The sequence below is a fragment of the Dyella flava genome (assembly GCF_016904955.1).
Lineage (GTDB): Bacteria > Pseudomonadota > Gammaproteobacteria > Xanthomonadales > Rhodanobacteraceae > Dyella_B > Dyella_B flava.
Map to the genome: position 1 here is coordinate 90,123 of NZ_JADIKE010000026.1, position 23,446 is coordinate 113,568.

The 23,446-nt window shown below is 58.9% G+C and carries 21 protein-coding genes; 14 read left to right on the forward strand and 7 right to left on the reverse strand.

Annotated features, from left to right (window positions below):
* Position 1: 1 nt before the first annotated feature.
* On the forward strand, positions 2-1,012 hold the full coding sequence (locus ISP19_RS03260) for a glycosyltransferase family protein (RefSeq protein ID WP_204679804.1): 1,011 nt from the start codon (positions 2-4) through the stop codon (positions 1,010-1,012).
* Here the strand turns inward: ISP19_RS03260 and ISP19_RS03265 are convergent.
* Both ISP19_RS03265 and ISP19_RS03270 read right to left on the reverse strand, forming a co-directional pair.
* Positions 1,002-1,856: a glycosyltransferase family 2 protein gene (locus tag ISP19_RS03265; RefSeq protein ID WP_204679807.1), complete on the reverse strand. Its 855-nt coding sequence runs from the start codon at positions 1,854-1,856 to the stop codon at positions 1,002-1,004. The two genes, ISP19_RS03260 and ISP19_RS03265, sit on opposite strands and share 11 nt — an antisense overlap.
* On the reverse strand, positions 1,853-3,109 hold the full coding sequence (locus ISP19_RS03270) for an O-antigen ligase family protein (protein ID WP_204679809.1): 1,257 nt from the start codon (positions 3,107-3,109) through the stop codon (positions 1,853-1,855). The genes ISP19_RS03265 and ISP19_RS03270 overlap by 4 nt, the downstream gene beginning before the upstream one ends.
* 261 nt (positions 3,110-3,370) lie before the next feature.
* Between ISP19_RS03270 and ISP19_RS03275 the strand changes: the two genes are divergently transcribed.
* From ISP19_RS03275 to ISP19_RS03290, 4 genes are all read left to right on the forward strand, one after another.
* Complete coding sequence (locus ISP19_RS03275; RefSeq protein WP_204679811.1) at positions 3,371-4,189, forward strand: glycosyltransferase family 2 protein; 819 nt, start codon at positions 3,371-3,373, stop codon at positions 4,187-4,189.
* Positions 4,189-5,214: a CDP-glycerol glycerophosphotransferase family protein gene (locus ISP19_RS03280; RefSeq protein WP_204679813.1), complete on the forward strand. Its 1,026-nt coding sequence runs from the start codon at positions 4,189-4,191 to the stop codon at positions 5,212-5,214. Before ISP19_RS03275 ends, ISP19_RS03280 begins: the two co-directional genes overlap by 1 nt.
* A 77-nt stretch (positions 5,215-5,291) precedes the next feature.
* The gene (locus tag ISP19_RS03285; RefSeq protein WP_204679815.1) at positions 5,292-7,022 is read left to right on the forward strand and encodes an ArnT family glycosyltransferase; all 1,731 of its coding nucleotides are present in this window, start codon (positions 5,292-5,294) and stop codon (positions 7,020-7,022) included.
* Positions 7,019-7,345 (forward strand): tetratricopeptide repeat protein, encoded by a 327-nt coding sequence (locus tag ISP19_RS03290; protein WP_204679817.1) that lies wholly within the window; start codon positions 7,019-7,021, stop codon positions 7,343-7,345. Before ISP19_RS03285 ends, ISP19_RS03290 begins: the two co-directional genes overlap by 4 nt.
* A 179-nt stretch (positions 7,346-7,524) precedes the next feature.
* Here ISP19_RS03290 and ISP19_RS03295 read toward each other — a convergent pair whose 3' ends face one another.
* Positions 7,525-8,409, reverse strand: a complete 885-nt coding sequence (locus tag ISP19_RS03295; RefSeq protein WP_204679819.1) for an LpxL/LpxP family acyltransferase — start codon at positions 8,407-8,409, stop codon at positions 7,525-7,527.
* A 259-nt stretch (positions 8,410-8,668) separates the two neighbouring features.
* On the opposite strand from ISP19_RS03295, the gene dtd reads away from it, so the two are divergent.
* Both dtd and rpoD read left to right on the forward strand, forming a co-directional pair.
* Positions 8,669-9,109, forward strand: coding sequence for a D-aminoacyl-tRNA deacylase (gene dtd, locus ISP19_RS03300; protein WP_204679821.1), 441 nt, complete (start codon positions 8,669-8,671; stop codon positions 9,107-9,109).
* Between the two features lie 165 nt (positions 9,110-9,274).
* Positions 9,275-11,131, forward strand: coding sequence for an RNA polymerase sigma factor RpoD (gene rpoD, locus ISP19_RS03305; RefSeq protein WP_204679824.1), 1,857 nt, complete (start codon positions 9,275-9,277; stop codon positions 11,129-11,131).
* Positions 11,132-11,511: 380 nt separating this feature from the next.
* Here the strand turns inward: rpoD and ISP19_RS03310 are convergent, their stop codons facing one another.
* Positions 11,512-11,883: a SnoaL-like domain-containing protein gene (locus tag ISP19_RS03310; protein ID WP_204679826.1), complete on the reverse strand. Its 372-nt coding sequence runs from the start codon at positions 11,881-11,883 to the stop codon at positions 11,512-11,514.
* Positions 11,884-12,536: 653 nt separating this feature from the next.
* Here ISP19_RS03310 and ISP19_RS03315 point away from each other — a divergent pair.
* Positions 12,537-13,754 carry a tyrosine-type recombinase/integrase gene (locus ISP19_RS03315; protein WP_204679828.1) on the forward strand — a complete coding sequence of 406 codons (1,218 nt, stop codon included), beginning with the start codon at positions 12,537-12,539 and terminating at the stop codon, positions 13,752-13,754.
* A 213-nt stretch (positions 13,755-13,967) separates the two neighbouring features.
* Positions 13,968-14,438: a hypothetical protein gene (locus ISP19_RS03320; protein ID WP_204679830.1), complete on the forward strand. Its 471-nt coding sequence runs from the start codon at positions 13,968-13,970 to the stop codon at positions 14,436-14,438.
* A gap of 2 nt (positions 14,439-14,440) precedes the next feature.
* Here the strand turns inward: ISP19_RS03320 and ISP19_RS03325 are convergent, their stop codons facing one another.
* Both ISP19_RS03325 and ISP19_RS03330 read right to left on the reverse strand, forming a co-directional pair.
* Positions 14,441-16,027, reverse strand: coding sequence for an MASE1 domain-containing protein (locus tag ISP19_RS03325; RefSeq protein ID WP_204679837.1), 1,587 nt, complete (start codon positions 16,025-16,027; stop codon positions 14,441-14,443).
* Between the two features lie 282 nt (positions 16,028-16,309).
* The gene (locus tag ISP19_RS03330) at positions 16,310-16,633 is read right to left on the reverse strand and encodes a helix-turn-helix domain-containing protein (protein WP_204679840.1); all 324 of its coding nucleotides are present in this window, start codon (positions 16,631-16,633) and stop codon (positions 16,310-16,312) included.
* Between the two features lie 102 nt (positions 16,634-16,735).
* Between ISP19_RS03330 and ISP19_RS03335 the strand changes: the two genes are divergently transcribed.
* From ISP19_RS03335 to ISP19_RS03350, 4 genes are all read left to right on the forward strand, one after another.
* Positions 16,736-18,331: a toxin-antitoxin system YwqK family antitoxin gene (locus ISP19_RS03335; protein ID WP_204679842.1), complete on the forward strand. Its 1,596-nt coding sequence runs from the start codon at positions 16,736-16,738 to the stop codon at positions 18,329-18,331.
* A gap of 93 nt (positions 18,332-18,424) precedes the next feature.
* Positions 18,425-19,558 (forward strand): hypothetical protein, encoded by a 1,134-nt coding sequence (locus ISP19_RS03340; RefSeq protein WP_204679844.1) that lies wholly within the window; start codon positions 18,425-18,427, stop codon positions 19,556-19,558.
* 107 nt (positions 19,559-19,665) lie between these two features.
* The gene (locus ISP19_RS03345) at positions 19,666-20,454 is read left to right on the forward strand and encodes a DUF5677 domain-containing protein (protein WP_204679846.1); all 789 of its coding nucleotides are present in this window, start codon (positions 19,666-19,668) and stop codon (positions 20,452-20,454) included.
* Between the two features lie 149 nt (positions 20,455-20,603).
* Entirely contained in the window at positions 20,604-21,185 is a 582-nt protein-coding gene (locus ISP19_RS03350) for a hypothetical protein (protein WP_204679848.1), read from the forward strand.
* A gap of 238 nt (positions 21,186-21,423) precedes the next feature.
* Here ISP19_RS03350 and ISP19_RS03355 read toward each other — a convergent pair whose 3' ends face one another.
* Positions 21,424-22,362 carry a hypothetical protein gene (locus ISP19_RS03355; RefSeq protein ID WP_204679850.1) on the reverse strand — a complete coding sequence of 313 codons (939 nt, stop codon included), beginning with the start codon at positions 22,360-22,362 and terminating at the stop codon, positions 21,424-21,426.
* An 881-nt stretch (positions 22,363-23,243) separates the two neighbouring features.
* Between ISP19_RS03355 and ISP19_RS03360 the strand changes: the two genes are divergently transcribed.
* Complete coding sequence (locus ISP19_RS03360) at positions 23,244-23,399, forward strand: hypothetical protein (protein ID WP_204679852.1); 156 nt, start codon at positions 23,244-23,246, stop codon at positions 23,397-23,399.
* The last annotated feature ends 47 nt before the right edge of the window (positions 23,400-23,446 follow it).

Genomic DNA, 23,446 nt, shown 5'->3' on the forward strand with positions numbered 1-23,446 from the left:
CATGCCTGCCTCACTGAGCGTCAATCTGGTGGTGCGTGATAACGGCCTGGGGCTGACGCGCGACGCGCAATTGCTCGCCGATGCGCTCAAGGCCAGCGGCTGCACGGTGCATGTCACCTCGCTCGGCGAGCAGGACGAGCAACTGCGTTGGCGCTACGGGCGCGGACGGCGCGTGCTTTTCAGCCATCTGCGCCATACCTGGGCACGCTTGCGAGGTCACGCCCAATACGACCTCAATATCATGTTCGAACACCTGTGGCCGCTGCATTTACCGTTGGCGCGCTACAACATCGCCTTGCCGAATCCGGAGTGGTTCGACAGCAAGGATGCTGCACACCTGCGCTGCATGGATCACGTCTGGGCCAAGACCCGTCACGCGGAAGCACTATTCCAGCGCCTGGGCTGCAAGACGTCCTTCGTGGGTTTTGACAGCGATGATCGTTACGATCCGCAGGTCCGCCGAACGCGCCAGTTCTTCCACCTCGCTGGTGGCAGCCGCATCAAAGGCACCGAACGATTGCTGGCCTTATGGCGCAAGCACCCGGAATGGCCGACGCTGACCGTGCTGCAAAATCCTTCCTGCGCGCAGCCGGGGCCGGCGCAGGCGAATATACGGCACTGCGTGGAGTACGTGCCGGCAGAGGCCCTGCAAACGCTGCAAAATGCTCATGCCTACCACGTGTGCCTGTCGGAAGCCGAAGGCTGGGGTCACTACATTGTTGAAGGCATGGGCGTCGGCGCTGTCGTCATCACCGTCGATGCAGCCCCCATGAACGAACTCGTCGATGCCGAACGTGGCCTGCTGGTGGCTTATGCCAGCACCGGCACGATGGGTCACGCCACCACCTATCAGTTTGACGAACGCGCGATGGAGCAGACGGTAGCGCAGGCGCTAAGCCTGAGCGATACCGAACTCGAGCGTAAAGGCGAATACGCCAGGCAGTGGTTTGTCGAGAACAAAGCGCAATTTGCCCAGCGTATCGGCCGGGCGCTAAGCGAACTCAGGATTTGAGTGCAGGATCGGCCAAGTGCCGATCAACGCCCTGCTCGCAACGCGTGATGCGCTCGGTAAGCGTGGCGCGATAGAGCCGATTGTTGGGCAAGCTCATATCGTTCACGTCTACCTGGGCCCGCGTCTTGTGCTCCAGATGCGCGGCCAGCGCACACCATTTCAGCTGACGCCGACGCAGACCGGCATTTTCCAGCCGGGCGGCCAGTTCGCGATCTTCCGCGCCGTAGCCTTCCATGCGCTCATCGAAGCCGTTGACGCGCAGCAGATCTTCACGCCAGAAGCTCATGTTGCAGCTCATGACCCGGCCGCCGTTTTTTCCCTTCGCCTTCCAGCGTGCCAGCCCCGGTGCGCGGAACGAGTAAATACGGCGAATGCCGTCGAAAACGTGGAAGTCCACATCCGCCCAAGGTGCAAAGACCGGACGGCCGCCAGCCAGCAGGCGAGCGGTTTCGCGCGTGGTCGTCTTGAAGCGGCCACCCTGCAGAAAGTAACCCGGCTCGGCGAGCATCAGATGATCGGCGATGAAGGCCGGGTGCAGGACCATGTCGCCATCCGTCAGCACCACATAATCGCCGCGGCTGGCCGCAATGCCCAGATTGCGGCAACGCGCGGCCCGAAAGCCCAGATCCTCCTGCCACAGGTGGCGCAACGGCACCGGAAAATCCTTTGCCATCGACTCGACCAGCTGCCGGGTGTCTTCCTTCGAGCCATCGTCCGCCACGATGACTTCGTCAGGCAGCCGGGTCTGCGCCGCCACGCTGCGCAAGACCTGCTTGAGCGCATCCGGCCAGTTGTAGGTGATGACGATCAACGACACTTTGTGCGGCTTGCCCCCGGCGGTCATGCACGAACCTCTTTTCCACGACGTTGCTGGCTATCCCTGACGCGCCACATCAGCCCCATGCTGATCGCCAGCGGCAGCCAGCCCATCAGCCATTCCACGCTGGGCTTCTGCATCAGTTCGGGCGCATCGAACTGGAAGGCTACCGTCGAAAACACCCACAGCGCCAGCAGACAGCGACCGGTCGCGATGTGCCGGAACAGCCAGCCACGCCAGCCGACGATCAGCCACATCGCCACCCACAACAGGCCGGCCGGGATACCCAGCATGATCGCATTGTGGGTAAAGACATTGTGGCTGTGCGTCCAGACCTCGTCACCGACGTGGATTTCGTAATGACTGGCCATGCCCAGTCCATGCCAGGGATGGGCTTTGATCAGGTCCCACGCCTGCTCGAAGATTTGCGGCCGATACGACATGCCGCGCTGCTCGACGTAGCGCCAGCCGCCGAATCCAACGGCCAGTGCGGCCAACGCGAGTATCACCAGCGCCCGCAACTTGACGTGCCCATGTCGCGCGCTCAGCAACATGCAGCCCTGCGCGACAAGGATCGCCAGCCACGCCGCACGGCTGTACGTCATCACCACGAAAACCGACAGCATCCCGAGCGATACGATCTGGATCACGTGCAGCCAGCGGCCACGCACGGTGGTCTGCGCCAGCCACACGATCGCAGCGCCATAGGCAAATCCGGCCAGATTGGGATTGTCGAGCATGCCGAAGGAAACCAGGCGCCCCTGTTGCTGCCACATCGTCGTATGCAGGGTCCGCCATGGAAACGTGGCCACGCCGCCGAGCGCACTCAACGCCAGACCCACCGCGCCCCAGAACAGCAACCGACGAAACCACTGCGGATTGCCGGCCACCAGCGCCGCCCAGGTGATCACGAACAGCAACACATAGACCGCCACAAAGACGTTGTCACCCGCATGCCCGTAATTGGCCCACGCCGATGACAGACTCGACCAGGCCAGAAAAGCCAGCAACAGCCAGGCATCGAGACTATGTGCAATGCGCCGGCGAAACTCGCCGCGCCGCTGCCACACCCACCACACGGCCGGCGCGATGAACAGCAACAGCAGACTGTCGTGGTAAGGCTTGCCGGGGTTCCATACCTTGTCGCCAACCGGGCTCGCCGCCAGGCCGACCAGCAACCACCACATCCCCAGCAGCAGCCAGTAACCGGCCCATTTCGGCAAATCGGACTGCAACCGGAATCGCTGTCCCCGCGTGGCGGCAAGGTTTGGCTTTTTCATCTGCATGCTGGCGACATTCTTCCCATGATCTGGAACACAACGCCCCATACCGCGTTTGGTAACAGCTGGGCGTCCCCCGCTTCGTGCGGCATCCATCGAACCAGCCCGAATACCCGCGCATGTTGCCTGCCCGAGGCTGAAACGCAATGAACTGGCGCGATGCAGCCTGTTCTTTTGTGACGGCGGACGCTTCCGGCGCGCCAACTGTAGCCCGCCCATGCCAGGGCCTGTCTACAGAAAGCCTTAGGCTAGAATGCGCGCATGGCGCACCTTCTTCCGTTCACGCTCGTTGTGATGACCCGCAATGAGGCGCAAAAAATCGCGCGCTGCCTGGACAGCGTGCCCTTCGCCGCCGAAAAACTGGTGGTGGATAGCGGCAGTACCGACGACACGGTGGCCATTGCGCGCGCCCATGGCGCACGGGTGGTAGCGCAGGAATGGCTGGGTTTCGGCCCGCAACGCAACTTCGCCGCCGGCCACTGCAGTCACCCGTGGATTCTTGCGCTGGACGCCGACGAATACCTCACGCCCGAGCTGAGCGACGAATTGCAACGCCGGCTGCCGGCCCTGATGGAAAGCGATACCGCCGCCGCCGTGTTGCGCCGGCATCTGATCTACATGGGCAAGCCGATGCGCTGGTATCGCCCGGCGGTCGGCGAAAAAATGGCCCGTTTCTACCATCGCGACCGCGCCCGCTGGAGCGATGTCCGTGTGCATGAGTCGCTGCAGTTCAAAGGTCCTTCGATCACCTTCAAGGCGCCGTTCCTGCACGACAACAATCCCAGCCTGGTCGAGAAGCAGCTTAAGGTATTGCTGTATGCCGAGCTGAAGTGCCGCGACTGGCACGACAAGGACAAGTCCACACGCATGTGGCAGACCCCGTTCGTGTTCGCCCTGGCTTTCATCAAGGATTACTTCCTGCGCCTGGGCTTTCTGGACGGCTGGCGCGGCTACGCCATTGCGCAAACGGCCGCCAGCTACGCGGCCTATAAGCGCATGCGCTATTTCGAAATGCGCCAGAATCCCGCCTCTCGCGATACCGCCGCGGACGCCCTGACCCGCAGCGGACTGGATCACTGATGCCCAAGCACTATCTGCTCTACGGTTCCGAACGCTATGCACTGGCCATCCTGCGACCGCTGCAAGCAGCCATCCGCGCACGCGGCGATGAAACCGCCTGGTTCTTCGATGGCCCCGGCGCGGAAGATCTGGTCGAAGGCGAGCGGTCGCTCAGCGTGAAGGAAGTGCGTCGCTGGAATCCGATCGCGGTGATCACGCCCGGCAACCATCTGCCGCATTTCTTTCCCGGCGTGAAGGTGGAAACCTTCCACGGCTTCAACGCCGGCAAGCCGCGTCATGTGTACATCCGCGGCTTCTTCGACCTGTACTGCACCACCGGCCCCAAAGACACCGCGCAATTCGGCGCGCTGTCCGACAAGCTCGGCCATTTCACCGTGACGGAAACCGGCTGGCCCAAGCTCGATCCTTTTATGAAGGAAATCGCCGGCCCGTTGCCGCCCGTAAGCAAGCCGCCGGTCATCCTTTATCACTCCACCTTCTCGCCTTCGTGGAGCGCCGCGGAAACCTTGTATGAGGAAGTGAAGCGTCTGTCGCGCGACGGCCGCTGGCACTGGATCGTGTCGTTCCATCCGAAGATGAATCCGGAGACCACCGCCAAGTTCAAGGCGCTGCAGAACGAGTACCTGACCTTCGCTGAAAACGACAACATCCTGGACCTGTTCACGCAGGTCGACATGATGTGTTCGGATACCTCGTCCGCGCTGAGCGAATTCCTGCTCACCGGCAAGCCGGTGGTGACGTTCAAGAATCGCGCCCCCGGTCCGCAGCTGATCGATATCGACGACCCCTCGCAATTCGAGCCGGCCATCGAGCGGGCGCTGTCGCGGCCGCCGGAACTGATGCAGGCGATCAAAACCTTCAGCGACGCCATCCACCCCTATCGCGACGGGCATTCCAGTGAACGCGTGCTGGACGCCATCGATGCGTTTATTGCTGCGGGTGGCCGCAATCGCAAATCCAAACCCTTGAATTTCTGGCGCAAATTGAAGTTGCGCCGGCGCATCGGCTATTGGGGTCCGGCCTGACCGGCGACACCGTCACAGCCAATTCACCCGCATAGCTCAGTAGAATTCCGACCACCCGAGACGGATGGCTTTAGCAAGTGTCGACCCATAACTATCGCCGATCCGAAGCACTGCGCGCCCTGTGGCCATGGCTGCCGCTGTGGACCGTGGTCGCGCTCATCGCGATCTTTTCCCACGGCCCGATGCCGCTCTACTCCACCCGCACGCTCGCCGTGGCCTGGGAAATGTGGAACGGGCACCACTGGCTGGTACCGCACATCAACGGCGAACCGTATAGCGAGAAAGTGCCGCTGCTGTTCTGGCTGATCCACGCCGGCTGGCTCGTGTTCGGCGTCAGCGATGTGTGGCCGCGCGTGCTGGAAGTGATCTTTGGCGCCATCCAGCTGGTGCAGGTTTCGGTGCTGGCACGCCGCCTCTTTCCCGAACGCCCATGGGTCGCGAAAGCTGCGCCGTGGATGTTGATGGCGTTGTCGTACGCGTTCCTGTTCGGCCTGCAGATCATGTACGAGGTGCTGCTGGTCGACTGCGTGCTGGGTGCCTTGCTCTGCCTGACCCCCAAGGCCAGCCGCGCCGAACCGCGCTGGCTGCTGTTCGGACTGCTGATCGGCGCGGGTTTGCTGACCAAGGGCCCGGTGATGCTGCTGCACATCGCGTTCCCGTGGCTGCTCGGCCCGATCTGGAACGACTGGGCACGCGAACATCGCGGCCGCTGGTATACGCGCGGCGTCCTGTCCATCTTGCTTGGCCTGGCGATGTTGGTGGCCTGGGCGATTCCGGCCGGCTTCAGCGGCGGCGATGCGTACCGTCACCGCCTGTTCTTCACGCAGACCGCTGGGCGCGTTGTGAAAGGCGTGCAAACCGATCAGAAGCTGCAAAGCCATCCGCGCTGGATTGGCTGGTATCTGATCTCGCTGCCCATGCTGCTGTTCCCGTTCAGCGCATGGCCGCGCGCCTGGGTTGCGCTGGGCACGCTGCGCAAACCACTGGATAACGGGCTGCGTTTTGCGCTGTGCTGGGTCATCCCGTCGTTCGTGGTGTTCTCGCTCATCAGCGGCAAACAGTGGTACTACCTGCTGCCGGAATTCGCCGGCTGGATGCTGCTGCTGGCCGGAGCCATCGCGGTATTGCGCGAGCAGCGCGCCCAACTGGCCGACAACTACTGGTTGGGAAGCTGGCCGCTCGGTATCGGCAGCGTGCTGTTTGCGATCCTGCTGTTCGCACTGCCGTACCTGACCCAGGTACACAAGCTGCACGGCGAATGGATCGAAGGTGCCGCGCCGTACAGCCGCACCTTCAGCGTGATGTTCCTGCTGCTCGGTTGCCTGCTGCTGGTACGCGGACGTGGCGAAATGCGCCGTGTCGCACTTGCCGGACTGGTCGGCGTGCTGGCGCTCAATACCTTGTTCACCCTGACCTTGTGGCACAAATACGATCTCAGCCCGGCCTCGGCGATGATTTCCAGCGCACAAGCCGGGCACCACGCGGTGGCCATCCAGGGCAACTACGAAGGCCAGTTCCATTTCGCGGGAAGACTGAGCCAGCCGATCACCGAACTCTGGAATGCCGAGGCCCTGCAGGATTTCGCCAGGCAACATCCGGATGGCCTGATCATCACTCACCCGGACCAGGTTGAACCTTCAGCCCTGCGCTACGGCCTGCTGGTGCAACCGTTCCGCTCGTCGTGGCTGGAAATCTGGCCGGCCGCGACGCTGGCCGATCTCCGCGCCGGCCGCACGCCCGCCGAACCCACGCAAGCCCCAACCGTCTTCCCAGCCCCCACGACCGTGCAATACGGCCAACAGCCATGAATGCCGGCCTGATCGCCAGCCTGCGCGCACAATGCAACGGCCCGCGCGATGGCGCACTGCTGCGTTTCTCGCTGGGCAATGCCTTGCTTGAACAAGGCGAGCACGCTGCTGCCGCGGAAGAACTTCGCCGTGCAGTGTCGTTCGATCCGCACTATTCCGCCGCGTGGAAATTATTAGGCAAGGCATGCCTTGGTGGTGGCGATACTTCCGGCGCGGCAGATGCGTGGCGGCAAGGCATCGAGGTGGCGCGCCAGCGCGGCGACAAGCAAGCCGAAAAAGAAATGACGGTATTTTTGCGGCGCGTGGAAAAGGCCGATAACTAACGCCTTGCTCCCTCTCCCCTCCGGGGAGAGGGTCGGGGTGAGGGGCCGCGCTTGCCATAAACATCGTCGTTACGACACATGTTCGCTTTGATGTTTCAGGGCTACGCAACCAACTCTTTCGCAAGAGTGCCCCCTCACCCCAGCCCTCTCCCCGGAGGGGAGAGGGAGAAAAACGCTAGCTAAAAATCGTACGGACTCGGCCGGTTATCCGCCGAATACCGCTTGTAATGCCACTGATACTGCGCGAACGCGAGCTTCACGCAATCCTCCACACCACGATTGAGCGCCCCGCACGCACGCGGCAAATCCGCATCAGCCAAACCTTCCGGCGCAGGCAAAAAGTGAATGCGATATCCCGCACCACGCGGCAAGCGCTCGGCAAATGCAAACAGCACCGTGGAACCGGTACGCGCCGCCAGCCGCGGCAGCAACACCATGGTCATCGCTTCGCGGCCGAAAAAATCGGCAAATTCGCCTTCACCGGCACGCGGTTTTTGATCCGGCAGAATGCCCACCGTCCCGCCGCCCGCCAGGCGCTTATACAAAGCCCGCACACCAGCACCTTCAGCGCGAACCTGCTCCGGCGCCAGCGCACCACGCACCTTGCGCAACAACGCCTCCACCGCGGCGATGCGCGGCGGACGGTACAAGATCGCCATCGATGTCTTGCGGCACAGCCAGTAGTTGAGCAACTCCCAGCATCCCAGGTGCGGCGCGGCAATGATCACGCCCTTGCCGGAAGCAAGCGCGGCATCGAACAACGCCTCCCCGCGCACTTCGCGTATCAGCCCCAGCGCATGCTCGGCGCCGGAGCCCCAGATCTTCACGATCTCGGTAATCGACTTGCCACCCTCGATCATCGCCTCGCGCACCAGCGCTGCCTGCGCCTGCTCATCCAGCTCCGGCCGCGTGATGGCGATATTCACCGCCGTATAGCGCGCCATCTTGCCGCCACGCTTCAACGCCAGCCGACCGAAGCCCGCGCCAATGCCCTGCAACCAGCGCAAGGGCAGCAGGCCGAACAGGCGCAACAGCAGGTAGACGAGGAAGATATCGGGACGCATGTGGCCAGCTAGTGGTGCCTGGAGGCGGACGCGTAAGCGTAAAGGGACGCGGGATGAGTAGCGAGGGTGGAACGCACGGCCTCATCGCCACTGCCAGGATGTGCTCAAGCTATCGAGCTCGCTGCCGTAGAACACATGTAGGCCACCACCTTCCGAAGCCATCCGAATTTGCGCCCTCGCCACTCATCCTTCGCCTCTTTACCGTCCCGTCATTCCCCTGCACAGTTGCCGCACTCAGTCACTGCCCAGCTCATCGCCCATGATCGCCCTGATCCAGCGCGTCCTTTCCGCGCGCGTCGATGTCGACAACCAAACCGTGGGCGCGATTGGCGCGGGCCTGCTCGCACTGGTGGCCGTGCAGCCGGAGGATGGCGAGGCGCAGACCAGGCGCATGCTGGAACGCCTGCTTGGCTATCGGGTCTTTGCGGACGACGCCGGCAAGATGAACCGTTCCCTATCAGATACCGGCGGCGGCCTGCTGCTGGTCAGCCAGTTCACCCTGGCCGCCGACACCCGCTCCGGCATGCGCCCCAGCTTCACCAGCGCTGCGTCGCCGGAACACGGTCGCCGCTGGTTCGAGCGGCTGGTCGAATTAGCCAGATCCACTCATCCAAAGGTGGAAATCGGGCGCTTCGGCGCCCATATGCAGGTACACCTGGTAAACGATGGCCCTGTGACGTTCTGGCTCGATGTGCGTTGAGCACCAAGCGTGCGCAAGAGTCTCCATCCATTCTTCGTATTTACGCCGAAGTCCGCGTTTTGGCGCGATTTTTGCGTAGGTGCGTGTCCGAATTTTTCCACTTGAAACTGGTCAAAAAAGCAGCACATCGCTATACTGATTGGTTCCTATCCCGCGGCGGCCGGTATGAATAACAAAGCCCACGAGCAACAGTCAGAAATCAAAGCGCTCATCTCCAAGGGTTTGGAGCAAGGCTATCTGACTTACGCCGAGATCAACGATCACCTCCCCGACGACATCGTCGATCCGGAGCAGATCGAAGACATCATGGCGGTGCTCAAGGGCGTCGGCATCGACGTACACGATGCCGCCCCGGACGCCGACCCGCTGGCCGATAACGCCCCCGGCTCCGCCACCGACGACGAAACCGCCGCTGAAGAAGCCGTTGCCCTGCTTTCAGCCGTGGACGCCGAAGTCGGCCGCACCACCGACCCGGTACGCATGTACATGCGCGAAATGGGTACGGTCGAGCTACTCACCCGCGAAGGCGAAATCGCCATCGCCAAGCGCATCGAAGAAGGCCTCACCCAGGTACAGACCGCCCTGGCCAGCTTCCCGCTGACCATCGAGCTGCTGCTTGAGGAATACGACCAGCACCTGGACGGCAAGCGCCGCCTCAGCGAAATCCTGGCTGGCTTCGCCGACCTGGAACAGGCTGCCGACGCCGCCCTGGCCGAAGCCGAAGTACTGGCCGCCGAAAGCGAAGGTGACGAGGACGAGGAAGAAGAAGACGTCGCCGGCGGCGATGACGATGAAGGCCCCAGCGGTCCCGACCCGGAAGAAGTGAAGCGCCGCATGGAACTGCTGCGCGACTACTACGGCAAGTTCCAGAAGTCCGCGCCCAAGGCCACCGACATCAGCGACAAGAAGGTGACCAAGCTGCGCGACCAGATGGCTGAGGAATTCCTCAAGCTCAAGCTGCCCTCCGCGCTGATCGACGGCTTCGTGCGCAAGCTGCGTGAAGTCGTGGGCGACATCCGCCACCACGAGCGCGTGCTGATGGACATCTTCGTCAAGCACGTGAAGATGCCCAAGGCCGAATTCCTCAAAGCCTTCCCCAGCAACGAGGGCAACCTCGAATGGGCGAACGAGCTCGGCCGCAAGCGCCAGAAGTGGTCGCCCAACATCAAGAATTACCGCGAGCAGATCGATAGCGAGCAGGAAAAACTGCAAGCCATCGAAAAGAAACTGTTCCTGCCGCTGACCGACATCAAGGAAATCAACCGCAGCATGTCGGTGGGCGAAGCCAAGGCTCGCCGCGCCAAGAAAGAAATGGTGGAGGCCAACCTGCGCCTGGTGATCTCCATCGCCAAGAAGTACACCAACCGCGGTCTGCAGTTCCTCGACCTGATCCAGGAAGGCAACATCGGCCTGATGAAGGCGGTCGACAAGTTCGAATACCGCCGCGGCTACAAGTTCTCGACCTATGCGACATGGTGGATCCGTCAGGCCATCACCCGCTCGATCGCCGATCAGGCCCGCACCATCCGTATTCCGGTGCACATGATCGAAACGATCAACAAGCTCAACCGCATTTCGCGCCAGATGCTGCAGCAGTTCGGCCGTGAGCCGACCCCGGAAGAGCTGTCCAAGGAAATGGACATGCCCGAAGACAAGATCCGCAAGGTGCTGAAGATCGCCAAAGAACCGATCTCGATGGAAACCCCGATTGGCGATGACGAAGACTCGCATCTGGGCGACTTCATCGAAGACACCAACGCCAGCTCGCCGATCGACTCGGCGACCGAAACCGGCCTGGTGGAAACCGTGCGCGACGTCCTCGCCGGCCTCACCCCGCGGGAAGCCAAGGTGCTGCGCATGCGCTTCGGCATCGACATGAATACCGACCACACACTGGAAGAAGTCGGCAAGCAGTTCGACGTTACGCGCGAGCGCATCCGCCAGATAGAGGCCAAGGCGCTGCGCAAGCTGCGTCATCCGAGCCGCTCCGAACAGCTGCGCAGCTTCCTCGATATCGACTAAGCCCAGCGCACTATGCACCAACAAAAAGCCCCGCCAACGCGGGGCTTTTTCTTTTCCCCCTCTCCCCTCCGGGCGACCCGAAGGTAGTCCCTGTGGGAGAGAGAGCCTGCCCCGGACTTGATCCGGGGGTTGGGGTGAGGGGCCAACCTCGCCAAGAAGCTTGTTCTTGGCGCGGCGCTTTCTTTGCCGTCATTCCCGCGAACGCGGGGATCCATTTTGCTCTGATGTGAGTAACAACACCGGGTTGACCAGCTGCCGCCGTTGAAAATCGCCTCCGCTTTCGTGGGAATGACGGCCTCAGAACAACCGCCTCACTAAACCCATCCATCACGTCAAACCACAAACCTCAGCCACAACCGCATCGAGCCAACACCAACCGCTCAATGCACATCGTAGAAAAACTGCTCCTGCACAATCTTGTCGTTCTTCACGTGATACACGCAGATCTCCCGCATATCCGTCCGCCCACGTCCCTTCATCGTGGCATCCAGATGCATCGCGACACTGAACCAGCCATCCGCCACCACCGGATCGCTGACTTCGTTCTTGTGAATCGCTTCCAGGCTACCCATGAACTGATGGCCCTTTTCAAGAATCGCCTTCAATCCCCGCGCATTTCCCATCGGCCCCTCCGCCATCTCCTGCGGCTCAAGACTGATCGCATCCTTGGAATACAGCTCTTGCTGTGCCTCCTCGTACTTGCCCTCGCGACACAACGTTACCAACCGTTTCGCCACCGTCTCGGTACTCATGGCCGCACCTCCGCGTAGAAAGGGGGCAAATAATCTAAGCCGGGCAACGTTAAAGAAACGAAGTATGTGACAGCTCCACAGAGACCTTTTTGCGTCGCAGAACGACACCGCATCCACCGCCGTGCTGGTATCATCCCCGGGGAGATAGGGCCTATAGCTCAACGGTTAGAGCAGGGGACTCATCGAAAGGTGCCGCCATGCAGTAATGCATGGACGGGAACGGGATGAATTCAGGGAAACCTTAGCGACGCGCTCGCGCGGATCGATGGCAACCCTGAGCCAAGCCGGCGGTACACCGCCGGACGGTGCAGAGACTACCTGAGGACTTCAGCGTCCTTCATAACAGGCTCGAGCGTCCCGCACCCCACCCGCTTGTCGGAGGGTGAAGAGATAGTCCGCGCCGAGAGGAAACTTTCGGAACACGCGAATCCCTTGGTTCCAGGTTCGAATCCTGGTGGGCCCACCAAATATCTGTCCAGTGATGTCTGAGTAAGTCCAGAGAATCTAAAGAAACCCCGCTAAAAGCGGGGTTTTTTGTCGACTCATGTCCGGAATGGTCCCGAGACGTCCTGTTGCATCCAATGAAAAAGTGAGTAAGGTTGTGAGTAAGTGGCTGGCTCAAATCATGCCTTACTCACAAAAGCGTTACTCACATGCTCACTGATACCAAGTTGCGAACATTGAAACCCCGCGAGAAGGTGTATCGCGTAGCCGATACCAATGGACTGTGTATCGAAGTACGGCCCACCGGTGCAAAGCTGTGGCGCTATCGCTATCGACATGCAGGCAAGCCGAGCATGGCAGCCTTAGGTGAGTACCCCACCATGTCGCTTGCCGAAGCACGCAGCGAGCGCGACCAAGCACGAGCGCAAGTGAAAGAGGGATTGAATCTTGCGCACGTTGCCAAAGCCGAACGCGCCGCACGGATGGAGCGTGCAAGCAACACCTTTGCCTCGGTGGCTCTGGAGTTCCTAGCTAAGCGCGAGAAGGAAGGAATGGGGATGGACAGCGTGGAGCGTGGCCGTCGCCTGGTCGAAAAAGACCTCGCGAGTATCTGCAACCTACCAGTGGCTGAAGTATCCGCAACGATGTTGCTGGCGGCTCTTCGCAAGATGGAGAAGCGCGGTATCGTGGAATCGGCGCATCGCGCACGCGGCTTGGCTGGTCAGGTATTCCGTTACGCCATCGCCACGGGACGTGCCGAACGCAATCCTGCAGCTGATCTGATTGGTGCGCTTGAACGCCCGAAAACCAAGCACTTTGCCAGCATCATCCTTCCATCGAAGATCGGCGAGCTGCTACGTTCCATCTACAACTACCAAGGCTCGCTCGTGACGATAGCGGCGCTCAAGCTGGCGCCAATGGTATTCGTACGACCGGGTGAACTGCGGTATGCCGAGTGGTCCGAAATCAACTTGGACGAGGCCGTGTGGGATATCCCTGCCGAAAAGATGAAAATGAAGCAGCCGCACCTAGTCCCACTATCCGATCAAGCTGTGTCAATTTTGCGCGAGCTGCACTTGCTGACTGGCGGTGGGAAATATGTGTTTCCCGGTGTGCGTAGCATGCGCCGACCTATAAGCGAGAACACGGTTAATGCGGCTCTGCGTTACATGGGCTACGACAGCGACACGATGACTGGGCACGGCTTCCGTGCGATGGCCAGAACGGTGCTGGACGAGGAGCTGGGCTTCCCCGTGGATCACATCGAACACCAGCTAGCCCATGCTGTCAAAGACGCCAATGGCCGCGCTTATAACCGAACTTCGCACTTGCCCGCGCGTCGAAAAATGATGCAAGCGTGGGCGGACTATTTGGACAGCCTTCGCGTGGGCGCCAAAGTGATTCAGCTTGAGCGCGAGTCTGCCTGAAGTTAGTGCTTGGCGTTGATGGTGGTGATATCCAATTCCGACGCACGGGCACGCGCGATTTTGACGGTCACTCCAGCATGACCTTTCATCGCATGCAGTCTTCACATTTCCATCACACACCCCCTGCCGTGCTGAACGTTGACATCGCACCTACCGAATGTCGGTCAAGCTGCGGTGTTAGATTGCCTGTTCCACGGAACGGGCATCCACCACATGAGCAAAGGGGACTTTTATATGAAGAGTAAGCGTGCAGTGCTCGCCATCAGTTTGGCTTTCGGTCTCTCTGGCGCTGCTTGGGCAGGCGCGCCGTCCACAGGCCTGGGGCAAGCGTGGCCCAATGCCACTGATGTCAGTTTAAGCCCGCATTACCACGTGTATGTCTTCGCAAAAGATGGCATTGAGTATGTGCAGGTCAATGGCCTCAATGGCACAGTGCGTAGTGCCATTGCAACGGCAAATGGCACAGTGTTGGCGCTGCCGATCGGGACGGATGCAGCGCACGTGACCACGATGAAGACCAATACAGCCACGAGTGCCGGCACGGAAACTGTGTATCAGGACCAAGCTGTAACGGTGACAGCCACGCCCGCCAGCAACGGCGCGCTGAATGTCACCGCTTCACCCTTGCTGGACACCTGCACAGATCCCGGTGAGTGCGGTGATGTGGTGAAACAGATCCAGTAACGTCAGGCCGACATCACCACAGTGAGATGCAGACCTCGCTCGCTGGCGCGTTGACGCGCGGCGCCCCCAAAGGTCGCCGCGTCGTCATTGATGGCTTGGAAATTCGTATGACGCGATAACTGCTGCAAGGCCATCAAGCGCGATTCTGACAACGGGAAAGGATCGTGATCCTCCGTTCCCGTCATGCGCAGGATGACCCACCGCTGGTCGCGGTAATGCACGCACCGAACGTTGATCACGACCTGACCCACGTGATCTTGCGCGGCCAGGTGCGTGACGCCGCCGCAAATCATGCGATAGATCGCCAGATGCATGGCATTTGGTAACGCGCTCACGCCGCCGTGGAAATTCGTGCGAAACGGAACCTGGTGCTGGGACAACACTTGCGCCAGGCTACCCTTTTCCAGCGCCTTGGGCAGGCTTCGACCTTGGCCTTCCAGAGGATCGCAGTATTCGATGAAGCGGTTGGCGGCATCGACCACGGGTTGTGCCCGCTGGTAGTCGCTCATCTGGGTTGGGAAGCGGAACCAGGACGAACCGAGCGTTTGCATTTCGCGGAGCATGTAAGCAGCGCGCCGCAACTGACGTTCGCCTTCATGATAGTTCCGCTGCGCCAACGCCAACGCGTTGCGCATATCCTGCTTTTCCTGCTGATCTTGGCGATGCCATGCCGTGATCTTCGAACCGATGATCAGCATGGTGGAGGTTACAAAGAGCAAGAGGACCTGAGCGTGCAACGTGGCGTGATCGTATTTCGCGGGCATCAGCATCACGATGGCGATACTGGCCGCTGTGCTCCCGATCGCCGCGCCTTGCCAACCGTTTTTAAGCGCCAACATCACTAGCGGCAGGAACATGGCGACCTGGGCCATGTAGCGCATGTCCGATCCCAGCTTTGCGCGTGAGCCAATCCAAAGCAGCAATCCCAAGACGGGAATAAGAACACCGACGCTGTCCACCAGCATCCGGTTGTCGCGAAGTTCTGAGGCTAGAGTTTTGAGGGTTTTGCCACGCACGGCGACCCACACCGCGATGGCCAACGGCGCGACGGTTAAGATGCCAAGCGAATGCCCGAGCACGTAGCGCAACATCCACTGATGAAGCGGCGGATACCCCGGCGGGCGGGGAGCCAGCGCGAGGAGGAGGATGTTGTAGCCCGCTACCGCCAATGCCGCCGCTGCGGTGCAGAGCACCAGCACGGGCATGCTGACGCCATCGCCGCGGCGCCAGATCAAGCCCAGGCGTTCACGGCACACATACACGATGGGCATGACCAGGCAGATGGACGGGATGGCCTTGAAGCTGGCCCAGGCCAAGCCGAAAGAAGTTACGCAGGTAATAGCTACGGTGGCAAGAGGAATGAATTCACCAGCCGCCAGGGCCGCCCAATAGCGATAAGGGAGCAAGATGAGGGCGGCCAGCTCCAGGCCAGCCACGAGATCCCAGTGTGAGAACGAGATAGCCCGCAGCGCAAAGTAGACGGCTGCAAAGCCCAACGCAACGGCGAGCTGTCGCAATGTTTCATGAGCTCGGCGTGTGTTGCGCCCTGTTCCTTTGTCCATCCCCTCCCCCTTTTTCGACGACGACAAACCCTCAGCTCATACGGTCCCCAAAACTAGCTGATGATGGAACCATTCCGCTTGTGAAACCGGCGTGAGCCATCAGCCCGGTTCATACAAGGTGTGAGGTCCGTCGTGAACACCTCGCATGCAGGCGGAAGCGTAGACCCGGAAAACGGATCATAGGTGACTTGTAACGCCAACGGGATGCCCTCACCATCGGCACTGCCGGGAAGTCTGGCATCTGGGGGTGGGCCCACCCCCATCAGGGATGACCGATGCACCGACCGCCGTCCCTCGTGGGCGGCGTTTTCATTTCTTGGGTGCGCGCGCCTTCGGGGCTCGAACCGTTTTAGGCAGATTCTTCGGAAGCACGTCCAGCGTGCTTTCCACCTGATATGCATAGGCTGACAGCGTAGTCCCGGTAGCTTTACACCACTCATAAAGCTGCAAAATATCCAAGCGTCGCCGCCCCAATTCAACGTCACCTACAAAGGTTTGGGACCGCCCGAGTTTGGCAGCCAGTTGTCGCTGGGTGAGCTTCGCGGCTTGGCGTGCGGCTTTCAAGAGCGCCCACGCTACCGCGTATTCACCCTTATCCACGCTCTTCAATTTTTTGACTGTTCGGGTAGCCATCGCCGCACCATAGGGCGACGCTAGGCTGACCTATTCTTCGGTTCTATCTTATCGGACCCTGGATACGGCTTTGCCACAAGCCCAGGTTTTTGCGGGGATTTTTTGATCACGCGAGACTTCAAAATTCTACCGCTGAACCGATTTTCGGTTCAGTTCAGCTTAGCCATGCAAGATGACGCTCTGGCCATAGTCTGGTCAGCCCGGCTGACTGCCTGGCTGGGGATAGAACAGCGCAAGACAGAGAGGCGGTACGGAGAGAGCGAAGCCGTTACTGAGGCGAAGTTACACAGGTATTTGCGTTACACGCCCTGGTGGGGAAGCCACGCAATCAGCTTTATCCGCCAAAGGAACTTTCCGCAACACCCATCACAATTTCGACAAACAAGGGGAAATATGAAAAGGAATGCACAAATCTGGACACTTCTCGCGCTAGCTCCTCTGGCAATCAGTCTGACTGGTTGTGGCTCTAACGCAGTTGACTCGCGGGACATCGAATTCAATGATGGCCTAGCTTTTCAGGTTAACCACCAAGACCCGTTTACCGGTGTTGTGACGTTTGTTCACGACACGCCAAGCATTGTTGGAAAGTTGTATAGCTACGCACCAATGTCTGGATATGACCTGCAAGAAAGTCGAAGCATTCAGAACAATTTTACGTGCTCCTTTCACTTCGTGAAGGGAGCTATGAATGGCGACGTAGAATGCAAAGATGACAACGGAGGCAAGATGGCATCCTTCTCAATGAATGAGAAGGGCTTGTTTGATGGCTTGGCCGTTCTCTATTCGCCACTCGATGCGACAAAGAAGTATGCGGAGCTCAATTGGAAGTCTGGAACCCTTGACGGGGATCAGAAAACATATGGCTCTGATGGCAGCACCATCATCGATGATCTTCACTTGTCTGGCGGTCGCAAGGACGGGCAAGAGGTCGTAAAGGATGAGTCCGGTAACGTTATTGCTGACGGCAAGTGGGATAACGGGAAACCGGAAAGCGGATCCATTGCCAAATGGAAAATTGGAGCCGACCCACGTGGCGTAAAGATCATCACGGTCGAATCGGTCGTAAATTACGTCAACGGCCTGGAGAGCGGTAAGGCAACCTTTTACGCCGAAGATGATTCAACCTCACCGCCATCCACATCCATCTCTACCGGCGAATACGACAATGGGAATCGAACTGGCCTGTGGGAGGATGGCCACGTCGGCGGCATCGCGAATGCGATTATCAATAGCTTTCAAGGCGGGATGCCTCAGGTTTTATATAACTTCCCCCCGTACAGAATGACAAATGGGGATACAAGCGGCGCCCTTAGGGATTGTCATTCGTATAAGTCCTATTGGTCGCAGGGCCATATTGCCGGCAAGGTTGAGTGCTTCACAACGGCAGGCAACCCACTCCTGGAATTCGAGATCGAGAATGGGCAGTTGATAGGTGATGTCCTATTCCATGACCCGAGCTCTGGTCAGGTTGTAAGCATTCACCAGCAAGATGGTCGTGCAGTGCCTGAAAGTGGAGCGGAATCTGCGTCACAGGTCGCTCCACAAGCTGTCGCTCAGTCTGCATCGGGCGGCGACGAGTGCGTTAACAGATGGATCGACGCCTTTCACAAGGCGCAGGGAGCAGATGTGCCCATCTCCAATGATCAGTTGAGCGAGTGGCAAGCCGATTGCCAGCAAGGGAAGCAGGCTCCTCAGTAGTAGCACATCAAGTAAGAAGCCTGGGGCGCTCTTTCCGGAGCGCCCCAGGCTTTTGTATGTCGTTGTAATCAACCAGAGTAAATGGGGGGATAGATGGATGCTGTGACATTGATTTTTACATTGCTGACGGCCTTCAACTTGTCAGTGTTGGTGATGAAGGTATACGGCGACAAGTTTCCCCAGCCGAACGTGCAAGCAAAACATGCTGGCTGGCTCCAAGGATGGCGAAACACCCAGAAACCACTTCGGCGGTACTGGATTCAAGTGGCGATCATGTACGCAATCATGTTGTTGTTCGACTTTGCAGGCCAGATGTTCGCTGGCTTTCTGGTATTTGTCCGTTTGATCGTGTTCGTTCTTGGGTACAAACGGGCCAAGCTACAGATCGCCCAGGCGGCGTCGCCACAACCCCCTCTTGCAACAAGCAGGCAGCAGATTGTTCAAGCGGAGGCGCTCCAGAGCTATGCCCCCACCGCAGAGCGGTCGGTCACGCCAAAAGCAACAGTTTCCCAAGCGTTGCCCTACCCTACTCGGAGGAATTCCATAAGCAAGGGAGTATTGGCGCTCTTGACTGTCATCGTGGTATGTGCAACGGCGGCACTCCTTGGCTATCTGTATAGCCGCTCTCACGTGTCGGATGACGATACGAACGGCTACTACACCGGAGGCTCGCCTGATAACAGCCCAGCAAGTAGCGGTACCAGTTCGACGCTTTCCAATGCGCCGAACGATTCGGGTGATAAGACCTATGGCTCAGGCTCGCCGTTGACCAAAGAGCCGACGTCGCACGCCACTCAGGTTGAGCACACGGTGCAGACCCCAAGCTGGCAGGCGATGCAAAAGGCTGTCCAGCAGGACACGGCGGCTCTAGATCAAGGCGGTAACTCAAAGGTGACGACGAATACCTATGGCAATGTTGTGGCTTCGTTCTATCCGGGTAAGTCACCACTGGACGCCATCGATGATGCGTTGATCTCAATCCACTCGGAGTTGACTGTGCTCGACATGGCACCCTCGGGCTACCCCGAATACCAGGTCGAATGCGAACCAAGCGGTCAGTGCGTTGGTGGTACGGGTACACCAATGGGTGCAGTCGCGGAGGTTGCCAAGGAGATGTTTCCGGTGAATCCGGCCGACGTTGGTCAAGATGGCATTACTTGTGGTCAGTACACCTGCACCGACGGCAAGGGCAACGTGATCGGACGCTCGCCAGCAACCGCGCAGTAACCAGCCGCAGTTCTTGCCCCTATAGCGCCCGCTGCACTTGCGGGCGCAGTGCCGACTCGCGCTGAGATAAAGTAGGTGCATGTGAAGCTATTATTGCGGAGCGGACCATGTGGAGCGGTGGATTTCTCTCAAGTGAGATTCAGGGTGTTGTGGAGCAGGCGCGAGACGAGAACAAGGAGTTGTTCGATCAGCTGTATCGCGTCAACGATTATGCGCTCTCTATCCAGCGACGACTTGTAGTCGAGCCGGAAGACGTGCAGGGGCTTGTGGTGGCCACTTTTTTTTCGCGCACCATTAACAGCGTCCAGGCTTCCGTCATTCTCCTCGAACGAGGCCTTTCCTCGCAGGCGAAAGTGGTGCTTCGAGCAGCCATGGAATCGCTGTTCGGTCTTCGCGCTTGCCTTGATAGTGAGTTTTGCGAGCGACTCGTCGTTGCCGACGCGGTGAAGCGAAAGAAACACTTCCGAAAAGCAGAGCAACTGGTGCAGAGAGGTGTTGTACCGGATGCCGATGGAGTCCTTACGGAAGACTCACTGGCACAAATCGAGGCTGACATCGCGGAAACGAATTCCCGAGATCTCACAACGGCGGATATTGCCAAGGCGGCGGGACTCCATGATTGGTACCTTGGTGTGTATGCCATGTTCAGCGCATCGGTGCACACAACGGTGCGCGACTTGACTGAGTACATGCTCGTCGGCGACAACGGGGAAATTGCCGGCCTGACCAATAGTCCGGATCTGAAAGCGTCTGCTGGGCTCCTGATATGCTCCATTGAGCAGATGCTGATGGCCGCAACAGCCGCGGCAGCATATTTTGGCTTTGATCACATGGGGTATTGGGAGCGCGAGCATGAAGCGCTACGCCTTCTCGTCGAGAAAGAGCAAGCGAAATAGCAGAGAAAAGGTCGAACAGCTAGCGACGGCGCTGCCACGCATCGAGCACCAATGTCTTGCGCCGTCGCCATGGCGCGATCCGTATCTAGGTGATACTGGGCGTCGGCGTTGATTTAATCTTGACGTTAACTGGCCAAGGAGGTTGTGCTGTGTCCAAGGATCTTGCAACAAGGTTGGAAGCACTTGATGCCAAGAAGCTTCTAAAAGTACTAGCGCTTATCGTCGCTTTCTCTATCGCTGCAACTGTCGTCACGTTCTCAGCGTACTTCATGCAATTCGGTGGATCGTTTAGCACGGATCGAGCGGTTTGGGGGCAGTTTGGCGAATTTATTGGCGGCTCACTCAGTCCACTCTTGAGCTTTTTTGCGCTGCTGGCACTTGTTCTTACGTTGGTTCTTCAAAGTAGGCAGTTAGAATACGCGCGCGAAGAGCTTGAAGGTTCGCGCAAAGAGCTCGCAGTAACTCTTGAACAGCTCGAGCGGTCTGCTGATGCGCAGGCCAAAACTGCGGCTGCACTCACTGAACAAGCAAAATTTTCGGCCATTGGCGCGCGATTATCCGCCTTGTCGGCGGCCCTTACCGTTACTAGTGAGGTAGTTTCGCAAATGCAGGGGCGCCCGCTCCCTCAAGGTTTTGACTATCAAGCGCTTGTACATCGCAAAGAGGACTTGGCAGGAAAAATATTAAAAATCACCGATGAACTCTGTAACGGCGCAAACGAGCCGAGTTAGTTGCATGAGCGTTGCGATGCCGATCCTCGCTACGTATACATGTAACTACTGAATAGGATGCGGCGGCAACAGGAGTTACTACGAACTTATGGGCAAATTCCCGGGACCCAAAGGCCAGACGTTACACCTGGCAGGAAGCGAACATGCGCGATCTGGTAGGCCGTCCCGGTCGAATACCTTGGGCTCGTGACCTATACGTCTCTGTGTTTTTCGGTCAGGCGCAGGGTTTCTGAACTACTCAACCCACTGTTCTTCCAAATGTACCCTGCATGGTCCATTGGGTGGCGACATGGTCTTCAAACTTGCCGCCAATTTCCAGGCCAGCCTTATCGATCTTCCCTTTCAAACTAGCATTTACTGAGTAGTCGTCTTCATAGTTGACGGAAAGTGTGAACTGTTTCAGGCCATGCTCCATTCGTTGCTCAACAATGGCCTGCCATGTGTCCTCGAATGGCAACCAAATGGGATTATCGATCACTTTGGGTGTATCGCTTCCTGGGAGAGTGGCCGTGAACAGTAGGTTTTCGCTAGCTTTGGCGGACGTACCACCAGAAGCATCAACCTGTGCTACCCCTGTTTGTGTAGCAATGGGGGCTGCCAACGATGCGGCGAATGCCCGGTCCCAACCTTTTTTATGCTCTACTTGGATCTCTCTCGCACCCAGTGCAGCAAGAAGACGGATGGCCTCGCTAAACTTGTTTTCAAAAACACGACGGTGGAAGGAAGAGATTGGGAAATAAATAAGCTCGTTGGCTGGATGTTGCGCGTAAACCGTCTTTGGGCGCGGATGACCAGGCAAGAAGACCAATTCTCGAACGGACGACTCCCCCAGAACCTTTACATCACATCCTTCTGAACGCATGCCGCGAACTGCGTCATAAAGCGCAGACATTCCGTATGTGGTCAAGGCGGCACCTGCAGCACCGACCGCAATCTCAGGTGCCAGCACAGCCGCCGCAGCCGCAGTTACGCCTACGGTTACGCCTACTGCTGCAATTGTTTTCCAATCGCCATCTGCTACTGCGGACTTCGCTGTGTCCATTAAGTTTTTGCCGCCGGTGAACGACTTTGTCATCCCGCCCCAGTCGAAGCCTTTCTTTTCTACCTTTTCGGTTTGGAGTGCTTCGTCAGGCACCACGGTGATGAATTTTTGCAGGCTCTTCGATTGACCACCCACTGTCTTCCCCCCTTTTTACGCGCTGGAGAGCTAGTGTATCAGCGCTGTTTCCGGTCAAAAACAGCACCAATCTTAGCGACGACTTTGGCGGTAGCGACGTCGGTCCACTACTTGCTCTTGGCCAGCTCGATGGCGTCGCGCTGATTCTCAGCGTCGATAGCCCAGGTGTTGCCGTTGGGACGCTTTCCATCCTTGTCGTAAGCCGTGACAGAAACCATGTATCGCTTCACAGGGCGGCCTTGTCTGTGAGTCAATCGCTTGAGTGCATCGTTTCAAGGTATCGCGCCAGACCAAGAAGAGCAAACCCATAGACCACCACGGCACCGATAACTTTGAACATATCTGTCTCCTGTTGGTTGCCCCAGACTGTGGGGATGGCACGTCAACTGATAGTCATGGTGATGTGCTTTTTTCTCATGGGTTGAGACTCCTGCGATTACAGGGATTTCGATCGTTCCATGCCATCGTATAAACCTACGATCAACGGGCGGTGGCATCCTGAGCCTATCGACAGCGCCCCCCTTATTCGACCGAAAAATCTTCAGCCATATATCACCCACGCGAGCAGGGATATCCCCGCTGCTCCATCCATGCCAATCGATGCATGGGTGTTCTTCTGCTATGGAGCGTTGGTGATGCAAGATCAAACCGCAATGATCCCGTACGTACGGGATGAATCCTCGCCGCCGTCGGGACTGATCCCGGGGGCTCCAGCTTGCCCTGTCTGCCGTTCGATACGCATTGAAACCCGTCGGTATGGAAAGAAAGTCGGCGGCACCATCGGTGCAGTGGCAGGTGCCACGAGTGGCGTCGCACTAGTGCTGTCGGGCGCGGAAGTAGGAGCTGTTGCGGGCGCTGTGGCAGGACCGGTCGGGTCAGCGGTGGGTGCTCTCACTGGCGGCGTGCTGGCCATGTTGATCGGTGGCGCGACCGGATGTGCGGCAGGCGCCGCCTTCGGTGAAGTGGTGGACGACAACGTTCTCGACAAGTACCGCTGTGCTGACTGCGGGCAGACCTTCGGTAACAAACCTGCCTGACGCGGTGATTCGCCCGTCATCTCAATAACCCATGCATAGACCAAGCG